The following is a 12,894-nucleotide window of genomic DNA, read 5'->3' as shown; positions in this document are numbered from 1 at the left end:
TGCTGAGCCCGAAAGCCTACCCGCTCCCGTACCACCGCGTTACGAGCCCGAAGGCGCCGCCGCCACCGCCGCCTGGGGGCGGATCGGGAGGCGGCTGATGGGTCGGCCCGTGGCCGCCCGGACCGCCGAGGCGACCGCCGCCGGGGACGTGACCACCGGGGCCGCGCTCGCGGGCTTGGCGCCGAAGGGGGCCACCACGTCGCGCTCCTCGACCAGCTTGACGATACGGATGTCCGGGGCGTCCAGGGAGGTCGGAAGCGCGTAACCCGTGAGGTCGGGGCGGCGGACCACGCCGCGGGTCGTGCGGAGGTTCTCCGTCAGGGCCGTTCCGATGCCCTGGGTGACGCCCGCCTCGATACGGATGGCCAGCTGCGCCGGGTTGAGTACGCGCCCGACGTCCTGGGCCACGGCCATCTCGACGACCCGGATCGAGCCCAGCTCGATGTCGACGTCCACGACGGCGCGGATCGCACAGAAGGCCAGGCCCACGAAGGCGTCGCCCTGTCCCGAGGCGTCGAGGGGTTCGGTGGGGTGGGGGCGGCACTGTGCCGTCGCCCAGAGTTCCTTGCCGTCCATCGCCTCGGTGACCGTCGTGGACAGCACACCGTCGTACGAGGTGATCTTGCCGTCCGTGATCTGGAGCAGTTCGGTGGACATCCCGAACTTGTGGGCCAGCGGCTGGAGCAGCTGCGTACGGACCATCTTCGCCGCCCGCTCGACCGCGCCGCCCGAGACCCAGGTGTGCCGGCCGTGCGCGGCCGGGCCCGCCGGGGGCTGGTCCGTGTCGACCGAGGCGACATGGACCTCCTCGATGCCCAGCGTCTCCTGCACGATCTGCCGGGCGAGGGTGGCGAAGCCCTGGCCGGTCTCGACGGCCGCGCAGATGACCGTGGCCACGCCGTCGTGGACCTTGACCGTGGCCGTGGAGACCTCGTCCGCGCCCTCCGCACCGAGCATATGGACCATGCCGAGCGCGTAGCCGACACCCCGGCGTACGGCCCCCGGCTCGCCCGCGCCCTCGGGGCCGCCGGGCAGCAGCCAGGCCGCCTCGGGGGTGTCCTTGGGGAGCGGGGGCAGCGGGAAGTCGCGTACGGAACGGAGCAGTTCGGCCACGGGTGCCGGGCAGGTCACCGTCTGGCTGGTGGGCAGGATGTCGCCGGTGGCCAGGACATTGCGCAGACGCAGCTCGGCCGGTTCCACGCCTAGCTTGGCGGCCAGCTTGTCCATCTGGCCCTCGTACGCCGCGCACACCTGCATCGCGCCCTCGCCCCGTACATGGCCGGAGGGCGGGTTGTTGGTGCGTACGGCCCAGCCCTCGATGAAGGCGTGCGGGACGACGTACGGGCCGCAGGCGAAGGCGACCGCCGCCGCCAGGGACTCGGACGAGGCGTCCGCGTACGCGCCCGCGTCCAGCAGGATCTGGGCCTCGACCTTGACGAGCCGGCCCTCGGCGTCCGCGTGGTGGCGGTAGCGCAGCAGTGTCGGGTGGCGGTGGGCGTGGCCGAGGAAGGACTCCTCGCGGGTCGCGGCGAGTTTGACCGGGCAGCCGGTGCGCAGCGCGAGCAGGCCGAGGGGGATCTGGAAGCCCGGGTCCTCGCGGTCGCCGGTGGCGCCGGGGACGCCCGTGACGACGACCTTGACCCGGTCCGGGTCCAGGCCGAAGCAGGCGGCGGCCAGATCGCGGTCGGTGTGCGGGTCGGTGGAGGCGGTGTAGATCTCGACGCCGCCGTCGGGTCTCGGTACGGCGAGGCCCGCCTCGGCGCCGATGGGCGCCGGGTCCTGGCGGCCGATGCGGTACAGCCCCTCCACGACGACCTCGCCGGTGATCTCCGGATCGCCGTAGCTCAGCGGGATATGGCGGATCAGATTGCCGTCGGGGTGCAGCGGCTCGGCGGCGAACGCCTTCTCGGGATCGGTCACCGGGTCGAGCACCTCGTACTCGACGGCGATCGCGGCGGCGGCGAGCCGGGCCGTGTCGGGGTGGTCGGCGGCGACGGCGGCGATCGCCTCGCCGTGGTGGCGTACGACCTCCGAGGCGAAGACGGGGCGGTCGGCGATCCGCCTGCCGTACGCCGAGTCGCCCGGGACGTCCTCGTGCGTGACGACGGCGCGTACGCCCGGCATCTCGGCGGCCGCGGCGGTGTCGATCGAGACGATACGGGCGTGCGGGTGCGGCGAGCGCAGGATCGCGGCCCACAGCAGGCCCTCGGCCCACAGGTCGGCGGCGTACGGGAACGTGCCCTCGGTCTTCGCCCGCGCGTCGGCCGGGAGGAGGGATGCGCCGAGGCCGTGCGCGGGCGGCTCCTGCTGGGGGCCGTCGAGCGTGGGGGTCCCGGTGGCCGCGTCGTTGCTCACGCCATGCCTCCGTCGGGCGAGTGCGGGTGCGGGTTGCTGTGCGGGGTGGTGTGCGGATTCACGTGCGGGGGCTGGACGCCGCCGGCCCCGGGGGGTGCCTGATGCGGGATACGGGCTTCCTCGGAGGCCGCGGCGGCGGCTTCCGCGCTCGCCCTGCGCCCGGCGACGACCTCGCTCACGGCGTCGAGCACGCCGCGGTAGCCCGAGCAGCGGCAGAGGTTGCCGCAGAGCGCCTGGCGGGTCTCCAGCTCGCTGGGGGCGTGGTTGCCCTCCAGGAGGTCGTGGACGGTCATGGCCATACCGGGGACGCAGAACCCGCACTGCACCGCTCCGCATTTCGCCAGCGCCCGCTGGACGTCGGAGGGTTCGCCGTCGGCGGCCAGCCCCTCGACCGTACGGACCTCGGAGCCGGCGGCGGTCGCCGCGGGGACGAGGCAGGAGGCGACGAGCCGGCCGTCGACCTGGACGTTGCAGGCGCCGCATTCACCCTGGGAGCAGCCGTCCTTGGCGCCCGCGAGGCCAAGGCGCTCGCGCAGCACGTACAGCAGCGACTCGCCGATCCAGGCGTCCGTGACGGGGCGGTCGGCGCCGTTGACGCGCAGGACGTAGGAGCCGGAGGGGTGTTCGGCGCTGTCGTTGCTGCTGGTGAGGGGTGCGGGCTCGGGCTCGGGCTCGGCCTCCGGCGCGGGCTCGGGTTCCGGCGCGGACTCCGGCCCGGTCTGCGCCACGGGGTCAGCGGCGTGTTCGGGCTCGGGCTCGGCCGAGATCTCGGGAGCCGCCTCGGGGGCGGTCCCGGGCGCCGCCTCCGGCACGGTCCCGGAGCCGGGCTCGTGCCCGAGATCCGGTACGGCGTCCGGCAGGGGCGGCTCAGGCAGGGCGGCGGACGGCTCGTGCTCCACGGCCACCGCCGTCGCGGCCTCCGGGACCCCCGGTGCCTGGACTCCCTCCGGGGCGGTGAATCCGCCGACACCCGTGCCGGGTGGTGCCGGTTCCGTCGCCCACGGCGCGGCGGCGCCGCCCGGCAGGGTCGCCGGCGGGCTGCCGCCGTTCCACTCGGCCGCCAGCGTCGGCGTACTGAACTCGCCCGACTCATCCGGAAGATCACCCTGGGCGACCGGGATCGTCCACTGGCCGGTCAGCTCGGACCCACCCGCGGAGTCCCCCGCCGCGGCCTGTCCCGCACCCGCGACCGCTCCGGCGTCGGCGCCGTTACCCGCGCCCGCGCCCGTGTCGGTGAAGTGCCACTGTCCCGTCGCCTGCGGGTCGTAGCCACCACCGGGCCCGTAACCGCCGTGGCCGTAACCGCCCTGCGCGTACCCGCCCTGGACATAGCCGCTCTGCGGATACGGCGTGTGGTCCTGCGCCCCGCCCTGCTGCGGGTCCGGCCAGTGCACCCCGCCCTGGGCGTCGGCCGCCGACGGATCCGCCGGCGTCGGCGGCACGATCTGCGGCGGTACGTATCCGTGCCCCGGCGCGGCCAGCGGCGCGTCGAAGACGTCCTCCGGGGGCAGGTGCACGAAGGCGGTCGACTCGCCGTCGTACTCCCCGCCCTGCGGGACCGGCTGCCAGCCGCCCTGGCCCTCGGGGGCCCCGGAGCCGCTACCGGAGTTCTCGTTGGTGGTCACGACAGCGCCCTCCCCAGTGCTCGTCGGGCCAGCGCGGCGACGGTGCGCCGCAGATGCTGTACGGCGGGCGACGGCGGAGGCGCTTCGCCCCCGTCGTCCGGCGCCGGCGGGTCGGGGATACAGGCCGCGGCGACGTACTCGCCGAAGGCGGCCAGCGCCTCCTGCGCGAGCCCGCGCGCGCCGTCCCAGTCGATCAGTGAGGCGATCCAGCGCTCCGCCTCCAGCGGGCGCAGCGGCATCGGGGCGATCGCGCCGACCGCGCACCGCACCCCGCGCCGCGCCGGGTCGAGCACGACGGCCACGGACGCGGTAGCCCTGCCGGGCCCGGTCCGCCCCGTCGCCTTGAGGAAGACCTGGGGGGCGTGCAGCAGGGGCACCCGTACGAAGCCGATGAGTTCGGCGGGCGCGAGCATGTCCCGGCCGGCCAGCAGATGCGAGACGGGGATCTCACGGCGCGCGCCGCCGGGCCCCCCGATCACCAGATCGGCTTCCAGCGCGGCCAGTACGGGCAGCGCGTCGCCGGTCGGGGCCGCGGTGGCGATATTGCCGCCGAGCGTCCCGGCGTTACGGATCTGCGGCGGGCCCGCCGCGCGCGCGGACGCGGCGAGCGCGGGGATGAGGGCCGCGAAGTCCGGTCTGCCCATGCGCGCGTGGGTGAGACCGGCGCCGAGCAGGGCGTGACCGTCCTGGTAGTGCCAGCCGCGCAGCTCGCTGATCCGGCCGAGGCCGACGAGTCCGGCGGGCCGCAGCTGGCCCTTGTTGACGGCCGCCATGAGATCGGTTCCACCCGCGACGGGCACGGCGGCAGGCATCGCGGTGAGCGCCGCCACGGCCTCGTCCAGCGAGGCCGGCAGCGTCACGAACTGCGCCGTCTGCGGTGCGTGCGTGGTCAACCCAGCTGCCCCTTTCCGGTGTCCCGGTGTCCCGCCCGTGTTGCCGTACCGTACGTGCTCACAGACCGGACGTGGCAACTCTGGCACATCTTCCGGTCCGCCCGACGCGAGGGTCCGCGAAGGGAGGATCCGTCCCCCACCAGGGGGAAGGTCCGGTTTCGCACCTCTTCGCCGTCACATACGGAATGCCACTCTTCAGCGGTCGTTGTACGACTTATCCTTACGGACTACCACGGTCCCAGGGACACCGGCTCGGGGCGGTCATCTCCGCGTGGGCTCACACGTTTGGGGGCGCCCCCTCGATCGGGCGGCCGAGTACGCCGGGGCGGCGCTGCCAGGGCAACGGACCGCCGGGCGGGCGGTATTCGACCCCGAGCGCGTCCAGGCGCCGGTAGTGCTCCGCCATGCGCTGCTCGAAGTCGGCGAAATCACGTTCGGCGGGGGCCGGAAGGTCCGACCAGGCGACTTCGGCGAAGGCGGCGAGCCGCGGGAAGACCTGGTAGTCGACGCGGGAGCTGTCGTGCATCACCTCGGTCCAGACATTGGCCTGGGTGCCGAGGACATGGGCCGCCTCCTCCTCGGTGAGCTCGGGCGGCAGGGGCTCGAAGCGGTAGACGTCCTCCAGGGTGCGTACGTAACCGATGGGCATCGGCTCGTCGTCGCCCGCCGCCTGACGGTGGTCCAGATACACCTGCTGCTCGGGGCACATGACGACGTCGTGGCCCGCCTTCGCGGCGGCGATCCCGCCCGCGTATCCGCGCCAGGACGACACGGCGGCGCCCGGCGCGAGCCCGCCTTCCAGGATCTCGTCCCAGCCGATCAGCCGCCGGCCGCGCTCGGCGAGCCAGCGGTCGAAGTGCCTGATGAACCAGGACTGGAGCCCGTCCTCGCCGTCCAGACCGAGCCGCGCGATCGTGGCCTGGGCCGCCGGTGACTCCTTCCACTGGTCCTTGAGGCATTCGTCCCCGCCGATGTGGATGAAGGTGGAGGGGAAGAGCGTGAGCAGTTCCTCGAAGACGTCCTCGTAGAACCGCAGGGTGCTGTCAGTGGGGGCGAGTACGTTCGCGGTAATGCCCCAGGTGTCCCAGACGGTGAGGGAGGTCGTGTCGATGACATCGGTGTTGCCGAGTTCCGGATACGCGGCGATGGCGGCCTGTGAATGTCCCGGGATATCGATCTCGGGGACGACGGTGATATGCCGCTCGGCGGCGTACGCGACGATCTCGCGGATGTCGTCCTGGGTGTAGTAACCGCCGTGCGGCTTCTCCTCCCAGAGCTCGGAGGCGCGGTGGCCCCATTTGGTGCGCGAGCGCCAGGAGCCGACTTCCGTCAGTCTCGGATGCTTCTTGATCTCGACGCGCCAGCCCTGGTCGTCGGTGAGATGGAAGTGGAAGACATTCAGCTTGTGGGCGGCGAGCAAATCCAGATAGCGCAGGACGCCGTCCTTGGGCATGAAGTGGCGTGCCACGTCGAGCATCAGCCCCCGCCAGCCGAAGCGGGGCGCGTCCTCGATGAGGGTCATCGGTACGGACCACTCGCGCGCGGGGTCGAGCGGCGCCCTGCGGTACGCGTCGGGCCCGAGCAGCTGGCGGACGGTCTGCGCCCCCCAGAAGACCCCGGCCGGGGCGCCGCCCTCGATACGGATCGCCGCGGCGTCGACGCTGATCCGGTACCCCTCGGGGCCCAGTTCGCGCGCGATGTCCGGGCTGATGCCCAGGACGATCCGGTTGTCGTCGGCGCCGACGACACCGGCGTCGTCCGCGAACGGCAGCCCCGTCGCGGCTCCGACGTCGGTACGGAACCACCGCGCCACGCCCTCCGTACCGGGCTCCGCCTCGATCACGGTCGCGCCGTCGACCGGGAAGACACCCGCTCCCGGATGCGTCGGCCAGGCCCGCCTGGGGTCCGGGATCAGATCCATGAAGTCCACCTCTAATCCTTGACGGCGCCGCCCAGTCCGGAGACCAGGCGCCGTTGTACGAGTACAAAGAAAACCAGCACGGGAACGGTCATCACCGTAGACGCGGCCATGATCCCGCCCCAGTCGTTCTCGTCCGGTTTGAAGAAGACCAGCAGCGCCATCGGAAGGGTCGACTGGGAGGTGTCGCTGATGATGAAGGACTTGGCGAAGAGGAAGTCGTTCCAGGTCGAGATGAAGGAGAAGACACTCGTCGCGACAAGCCCGGGGAAGACCAGCGGGAAAAGGATCTGCCACAGGAACCGGGTACGGCTCGCGCCGTCGATGTACGCGGCCTCCTCCAGCGCCTCGGGGACGGCCTTGACGAATCCGCGCAGCATCCAGACGGCGAACGGAAGCGAGAAGGCGAGATGGGGCAGGACCAGCGAGCCGAGCGTATTGAGCAGCCCGGCGTCCCGCATCAGGAAGAACAGCGGGATGGCCAGCGCCTCGATCGGCACCATCTGCGCGACGAGGAACATGATGAGGAGGGTCGTACGGAATCGGAAACGGAACCGGGTCACGGCCGTCGCGGCCAGAAACGCGATGAGCGCGGAGGCGATCACGACCGTTCCCGCGACCGCCAGGCTGTTGAGGAAGTACCGCCCGAATTCCTCCTGTTCGAAGACCCGGCGGAACGAGTCGAGCGACGGCGAGAGCGTCCAGGGACGGGCTTCCGTGGACTGGATCTCGCCGGCCGGTTTGAACGCGGACAGCACCATCCAGTACAGCGGAAAGGCCACGATCACGGCGATGACGAGGGCCGATGCCTCAGCGAGCAGCCGCCAGGGACGGCGAATACCGAGCAGGTTCACAGTTCTTCTCCCCGGCGCCGGATCAGTCGCAGATAGACGAGTGTGACCGCCAGCAGAATCAGCAGCATGACCACGCCGATCGCCGAGCCCAGGCTGTACTGCGAGGACGCGAAGGCCTTCTGATAGGCGTAGACATTGAGCACGAGATTCTGGCCGGCGATTCCGCCGCCGTTGGTCATCACATAGATCTGGGTGAAGACCTTGAAGTCCCAGATGATCGACTGGATGGTGACGACCACCAGGATCGGCCGCAGCATGGGCGCGGTGATCGACCGCCAGGTCCGCCACTGCGAGGCACCGTCGAGCGAGGCGGCCTCCAGCACCTCGCCGGGGATGGCCTTGATGCCCGCGTAGACGGTCACCATCACGAACGGGAAGGAACACCACACCACTTCGAACAGGACGAGCGCGAAGGCGCTGTAGCGGCCGTACGTCCAGGAGAAGTCGCCGAGCCCCAGCAGCCGGTTGACGGGGCCGTAGTCCGGGTCGAAGAGGAACACCCAGACCGTGGAGCCGGTGATCGCCGGGGTGGCCCAGGCGCCGAGCGCGGCGAGCATCAGCGCGAGCCGCGGCACGGCCCGTACGCGCGTCAGCAGGACGGCGAGCGCGCAGCCGACCGCGAGGGTGGCGACGACACACGCCGCGGCGAACAGCACGGTCGCCAGCAGCACCTGCCAGAACTGGCTGTCGCCGAAGAGCGCGGTGTAGTTGCCGAAGCCCTTGAAGGAGGTCGGTTCCCCGCCGCTGACCTGCGCCTGGGTGTACTCCAGGAAGGAGATCAGGCCGAGTTGGTAGATCGGGTAGACCAGCAGCCCGCCGAGGACGACGAGCGCGGGCGCGAGATAGAGCCAGGGGGTCCAGCCCGCCCGGCCGGCCCGGCGGGGGGTCCGCCGGGCCTTCCGGGGTGCCTGCCGGGCCTCGCGTACGGGCCCCCGGCCCCCGGTGGCCGTACGGCCGGAGTCGATCCGGCCGGTTTCGGTCGTCATGGCGCTCAGCCCGCGGACGAGAACGCCGCGTCCATCTTCTTCGCCGCGTCGTCCGACGCCGCGGCGACGTCCTTACGGCCGCTGACGATCTCCTGGAACATCGTCGGCAGGACGAGCGAGGAGTCGATCTGCGCCCAGCCCGGCGACGCGGGGACGAACTTGGCGCCCGCGCCCAGGGTCTTGACGAAGGGCTCGATGAACGGCTGCTTCTTCGCCGAGTCGGCCAGTACGTCGGTGTACGTCGGCAGGAAGCCCATCGCGTCGAACAGCTTGGCCTGGGTCTCCTTGCCGGTGAACGACTTCATCAGGTCGACGGCGAGCGTGCGGCGCGCGCTGCTCTTCAGTACGCCGATGTTGTTGCCGCCCGCGAAGGCCGGTGCGACCGAGCCCGCCTCGACCCCGGGCAGCGGCACGACCGCGTACTTGCCCTTCACCGTGCCCGCCTCGACGGCCTGGTGGCTGAAGTCGCCGCCGATCGCCATGGCGGCCTTCCCGGACGCGAAGGCGGTCACCGTCGCGTTGCCGCCCATCGAGGCGCACTTGGCGGCCGGACAGTTGTCGTCGCCGAAGAGGGAGGTGTACGCCTCGATGCCCTTGCGGGCGGCCGGGCTGTTGACGGCGGCCTTGTACGTACCGCCGCTCTCCTCGGCCAGTTCGCCGCCGTTCGCCCACAGGAACGGCATCGCGCCGTAGGTGTACGCGCCGCCGACCGCGAGCCCGTACAGCTCCGGCTTCGCCTTGCGGACCTTCTTGGCCGTGGAGATCAGTTCCGCCTGGGACTTGGGGGCGGCTATCCCCAGCTCCTTGAAGACATCGGTGCGGTAGTAGAGCGCGCGGACGCCGACGAAGAGGGGCGCTCCGTAGATCTTGCCGCCGACCGTGACGGACTGCCGGGCGGTCGGGTCGGTGTCCTTGGCCTCGTCCCAGGCGTTGAACTCCTCGGTGACGTCGGCGAGTCCGCCGTCCTTGACGTATCCGGCCGTGTCGGTGTTGCCGTATTCGATCAGGTCCGGGGCGCTCTTCGGGTCGTTGAAGGCGGCCTTGATGCGCTGGGCGCGGGTCTCGACCGGGATGTACTCGATCTCGACCTTCGTCCCCTCGTGCTTCTTGCCGAAGGCTGCGACGGCGGCGTCGACGACCTGCTCCTTGGGCTTGTTGTTGACCTCCTGGAAGAGCCAGACGCGCAGCGTGCCGCTCTTCTCGTCCTTCGTCGCGCTGGTGTCGGAGGTCTGCGGGGCGCAGGCGGTGGCGGTGAGGCCGGTGAGCGCGAGCGCCGCTACCGGGACGGCAATGCGGGAGGAAAGCTTCATCCGGGATCCCTACAGGTCGGCGTTGCAGCATGCGCAACGAACGTTTCGTGCTGCACAACTCGCAGGAGATTAAGCGCGGCTGGAAGTCGCCGACAAGTGGTCTCAACCAATCTGTGACGCGAAGCCCCCGGCGATGCCCCGCGTACAACACGAGACGGCCTCCGGGGCGCGCGTACGCACGCGCGTCCCGGAGGCCGTCCGTCGGCAGTGGATCAGCGGTCGCTACTTCTTGCCGCTGTCCTTGCCCTTGCCCTTGTCCTTACCCTTGTCCCCGCCGGGACCCATGGACTCGTAGATCTCCTTGCACATCGGACAGACCGGGTACTTCTTGGGGTCGCGCCCCGGTACCCAGACCTTTCCGCACAGTGCGACCACGGGAGTGCCGTCGAGGGCACTCGCCATGATCTTGTCCTTCTGGACGTAGTGGGCGAAGCGCTCGTGGTCACCGTCGCCGTGCGACACCTGCGGTGTCGGCTCCACGAGGGTGCCCGTACCTGCCCCGCGCTCGGGCTCAAGAGTGCTCATAGCAGCCAAGGGTACCCACGCCCGGGGCATCCCGGAGGCTCCGGGTCCATGCACTCCGGAGCCGTACGCTCACGCATCGCGCCGACACGCCGACGACACGCCGAGCGGCGACCGCCGGAGCGATCGGCGCGCCGACGGGCGGGCCGCCGGCGGAACAGGGCGCCACCGGATCGCCGTGCGGCACGGGCCCGGCCGGCCGTACGGTCAGTTGAGGGAGGGGTCGTCCGGATAGGTCGCGACCATGGCCAGCTCGCCGCGCTGTCTGCGCAGCACCGCCCGCCACAGGCTCTCGGGCCTCGGCGACGACACATCGCCCGGCTCCGACTCCACGACGTACCACGCCCCTTCGCCCAGCTCCTCCTCCAGCTGACCGGGTCCCCAGCCCGCGTATCCGGCGAAGATCCGCAGCGAGCCGAACGCCCGCGCGAGCAGTTCGGGCGGCGTATCCAGATCGACGAGACCGATCGCCCCGTACACCCTGCGCCACCCCAACGGGCCCTCGCCGCCCGGGATCACGGCCAGGCCGAGGGCCGAGTCCAGCGAGACGGGACCCCCCTGGAAGACCACACCGGGCTCACCCGCGAGCTCCCCCCAGGACTCCAGGATGTCCGCGACGCCCACGGGCGTGGGCCTGTTGAGGACCACGCCGAGCGAGCCCTCCTCGTCGTGATCGAGCAGGAGCACCACCGCGCGGTCGAAATTCGGGTCGGCCAGGGCGGGAGTCGCGACAAGCAGCCGCCCTGTGAGCGAGGACACCTCGGTCATGCGAGACATGATCTCGCATATTCGCCGTCCGCGGGGGCGCGCCCGGCACAGTGTGCGTGAACGCAGCTCAGAACGCGCGGCGGTGACGGGAACGCGCGATTTCCCGGAAATTGAAATGGTGACCCTCCGCGAGTAAGACGGAACCGTACGTGTCGAGCCGCTTCAATTACGTGTCCCTTGTACGCCGGCCGCTCCCCGGGCCTTACGGGACGGGGGGCCCTGCCCCTTACCCTTTTCCTTGGCCACCTGCCCGCCCACTCCGGAACGCGAGATTCATGACCGGCACAGACGATGTAATGCTTGTCCACGGCGGAACCCCGCTGGAGGGCGAGATCCGCGTCCGCGGCGCGAAGAACCTGGTGCCGAAGGCCATGGTCGCCGCGCTTCTCGGCAGCGGTCCGAGCAGACTGCGCAATGTGCCCGACATCCGCGACGTACGGGTCGTACGGGGACTGCTGCAATTGCACGGCGTGACCGTACGCCCCGGTGACGAACCGGGTGAGCTGATCCTCGACCCGACCCATGTCGAGAGCGCGAATGTCGCCGACATCGACGCCCACGCGGGCTCGTCGCGCATTCCGATCCTCTTCTGCGGACCGCTGCTGCACCGGCTCGGCCACGCGTTCATCCCGGGTCTCGGCGGCTGCGACATCGGCGGCCGGCCGATCGACTTCCACTTCGACGTGCTGCGCCAGTTCGGCGCGACGATCGAGAAGCGCGCGGACGGCCAGTATCTGGAGGCGCCGCAGCGGCTGCGTGGCACGAAGATCCGGCTGCCGTACCCCTCGGTCGGCTCGACGGAACAGGTGCTGCTGACGGCCGTACTCGCCGAGGGCGTCACCGAACTGTCCAACGCGGCCGTGGAACCGGAGATCGAGGACCTCATCTGCGTCCTGCAGAAGATGGGCGCGATCATCTCCATGGACACCGACCGGACGATCCGGATCACCGGCGTCGACCGGCTGGACGGCTATGCGCACCGCGCGCTGCCGGACCGTCTGGAGGCGGCTTCCTGGGCGTCCGCCGCGCTGGCCACCGAGGGCAACATCTACGTCCGCGGCGCGCAGCAGCGCTCGATGATGACGTTCCTCAACACCTACCGCAAGGTCGGCGGCGCCTTCGAGATCGACGACGAGGGCATCCGCTTCTGGCACCCGGGCGGCTCGCTCAACGCCATCGCGCTGGAGACGGACGTGCACCCCGGCTTCCAGACCGACTGGCAGCAGCCGCTGGTGGTGGCGCTGACGCAGGCGTCGGGGCTCTCCATCGTTCACGAGACGGTGTACGAGTCGCGGCTGGGCTTCACCTCCGCGCTCAACCAGATGGGCGCGCACATCCAGCTCTACCGTGAATGCCTGGGCGGCTCGGACTGCCGCTTCGGGCAGCGCAACTTCCTGCACTCCGCGGTCGTGTCGGGCCCGACCCGGCTCCAGGGCGCGGACCTGGTCATTCCCGACCTGCGCGGCGGTTTCTCGTATCTGATCGCGGCGCTGGCGGCACAGGGCACGTCGCGGGTCCACGGCATCGATCTGATCAACCGCGGCTACGAGAACTTCATGGACAAGCTCGTCGAGCTTGGCGCGAAGGTCGAGCTGCCGGGCGGCGCGCTCGTCTGACGCACCGTCACACCCGTCACGCCGTCGGCCCCGCTCTCCCCGGAGCG

Annotated in this window: 10 protein-coding genes; 1 reads left to right on the top strand and 9 read right to left on the bottom strand. The window is 71.1% G+C overall.

The features are described from left to right. Positions 1 to 39: 39 nt before the first annotated feature. The 9 genes from ACFRMN_RS36035 to ACFRMN_RS35995 all read right to left on the bottom strand — a co-directional run bounded on the left by ACFRMN_RS36035 (position 40) and on the right by ACFRMN_RS35995 (position 11,231). Positions 40 to 2,355 (bottom strand): xanthine dehydrogenase family protein molybdopterin-binding subunit, encoded by a 2,316-nt coding sequence (locus ACFRMN_RS36035; protein ID WP_383028104.1) that lies wholly within the window; start codon positions 2,353 to 2,355, stop codon positions 40 to 42. Further along, positions 2,352 to 3,980, bottom strand: coding sequence for a 2Fe-2S iron-sulfur cluster-binding protein (locus tag ACFRMN_RS36030; protein ID WP_383028101.1), 1,629 nt, complete (start codon positions 3,978 to 3,980; stop codon positions 2,352 to 2,354). Before ACFRMN_RS36030 ends, ACFRMN_RS36035 begins: the two co-directional genes overlap by 4 nt. After that, entirely contained in the window at positions 3,977 to 4,873 is an 897-nt protein-coding gene (locus ACFRMN_RS36025) for an FAD binding domain-containing protein (protein WP_383028099.1), read from the bottom strand. The genes ACFRMN_RS36030 and ACFRMN_RS36025 overlap by 4 nt, the downstream gene beginning before the upstream one ends. 277 nt (positions 4,874 to 5,150) lie before the next feature. Beyond that, positions 5,151 to 6,794 carry a beta-N-acetylhexosaminidase gene (locus tag ACFRMN_RS36020; RefSeq protein WP_383028096.1) on the bottom strand — a complete coding sequence of 548 codons (1,644 nt, stop codon included), beginning with the start codon at positions 6,792 to 6,794 and terminating at the stop codon, positions 5,151 to 5,153. An 11-nt stretch (positions 6,795 to 6,805) separates the two neighbouring features. After that, complete coding sequence (locus ACFRMN_RS36015; protein WP_383028169.1) at positions 6,806 to 7,639, bottom strand: carbohydrate ABC transporter permease; 834 nt, start codon at positions 7,637 to 7,639, stop codon at positions 6,806 to 6,808. Positions 7,640 to 7,641: 2 nt separating this feature from the next. After that, positions 7,642 to 8,631 carry a carbohydrate ABC transporter permease gene (locus ACFRMN_RS36010; RefSeq protein ID WP_383028094.1) on the bottom strand — a complete coding sequence of 330 codons (990 nt, stop codon included), beginning with the start codon at positions 8,629 to 8,631 and terminating at the stop codon, positions 7,642 to 7,644. A gap of 5 nt (positions 8,632 to 8,636) precedes the next feature. Beyond that, complete coding sequence (locus ACFRMN_RS36005; RefSeq protein WP_383028092.1) at positions 8,637 to 9,941, bottom strand: extracellular solute-binding protein; 1,305 nt, start codon at positions 9,939 to 9,941, stop codon at positions 8,637 to 8,639. A gap of 222 nt (positions 9,942 to 10,163) precedes the next feature. Continuing rightward, positions 10,164 to 10,466: a DUF3039 domain-containing protein gene (locus ACFRMN_RS36000; protein WP_249953356.1), complete on the bottom strand. Its 303-nt coding sequence runs from the start codon at positions 10,464 to 10,466 to the stop codon at positions 10,164 to 10,166. A 204-nt stretch (positions 10,467 to 10,670) separates the two neighbouring features. Further along, positions 10,671 to 11,231, bottom strand: a complete 561-nt coding sequence (locus ACFRMN_RS35995; protein WP_383028088.1) for a YqgE/AlgH family protein — start codon at positions 11,229 to 11,231, stop codon at positions 10,671 to 10,673. A gap of 275 nt (positions 11,232 to 11,506) precedes the next feature. On the opposite strand from ACFRMN_RS35995, the gene murA reads away from it, so the two are divergent. Continuing rightward, the gene (gene murA / locus ACFRMN_RS35990) at positions 11,507 to 12,847 is read left to right on the top strand and encodes a UDP-N-acetylglucosamine 1-carboxyvinyltransferase (RefSeq protein WP_249953358.1); all 1,341 of its coding nucleotides are present in this window, start codon (positions 11,507 to 11,509) and stop codon (positions 12,845 to 12,847) included. Positions 12,848 to 12,894 lie beyond the last annotated feature (47 nt).

It is taken from the genome of Streptomyces sp. NPDC056835 (assembly GCF_042789485.1).
In the GTDB taxonomy this organism is placed as follows: Bacteria; Actinomycetota; Actinomycetes; order Streptomycetales; family Streptomycetaceae; genus Streptomyces.
Note: the sequence above shows the minus strand (reverse complement) of the source record. Positions and strands in the feature narration are given on the sequence as shown.

Excerpts from the sequence above, each read along its gene's own strand:
- ACFRMN_RS36020 (WP_383028096.1), bottom strand. The coding sequence starts at position 6,794 with ATGGATCTGATCCCGGACCCCAGGCGGGCCTGGCCGACGCATCCGGGA.
- ACFRMN_RS36010 (WP_383028094.1), bottom strand. The coding sequence starts at position 8,631 with ATGACGACCGAAACCGGCCGGATCGACTCCGGCCGTACGGCCACCGGG.
- ACFRMN_RS36005 (WP_383028092.1), bottom strand. The coding sequence starts at position 9,941 with ATGAAGCTTTCCTCCCGCATTGCCGTCCCGGTAGCGGCGCTCGCGCTC.
- ACFRMN_RS36000 (WP_249953356.1), bottom strand. The coding sequence starts at position 10,466 with ATGAGCACTCTTGAGCCCGAGCGCGGGGCAGGTACGGGCACCCTCGTG.
- ACFRMN_RS35995 (WP_383028088.1), bottom strand. The coding sequence starts at position 11,231 with ATGACCGAGGTGTCCTCGCTCACAGGGCGGCTGCTTGTCGCGACTCCC.
- murA (WP_249953358.1), top strand. The coding sequence starts at position 11,507 with ATGACCGGCACAGACGATGTAATGCTTGTCCACGGCGGAACCCCGCTG.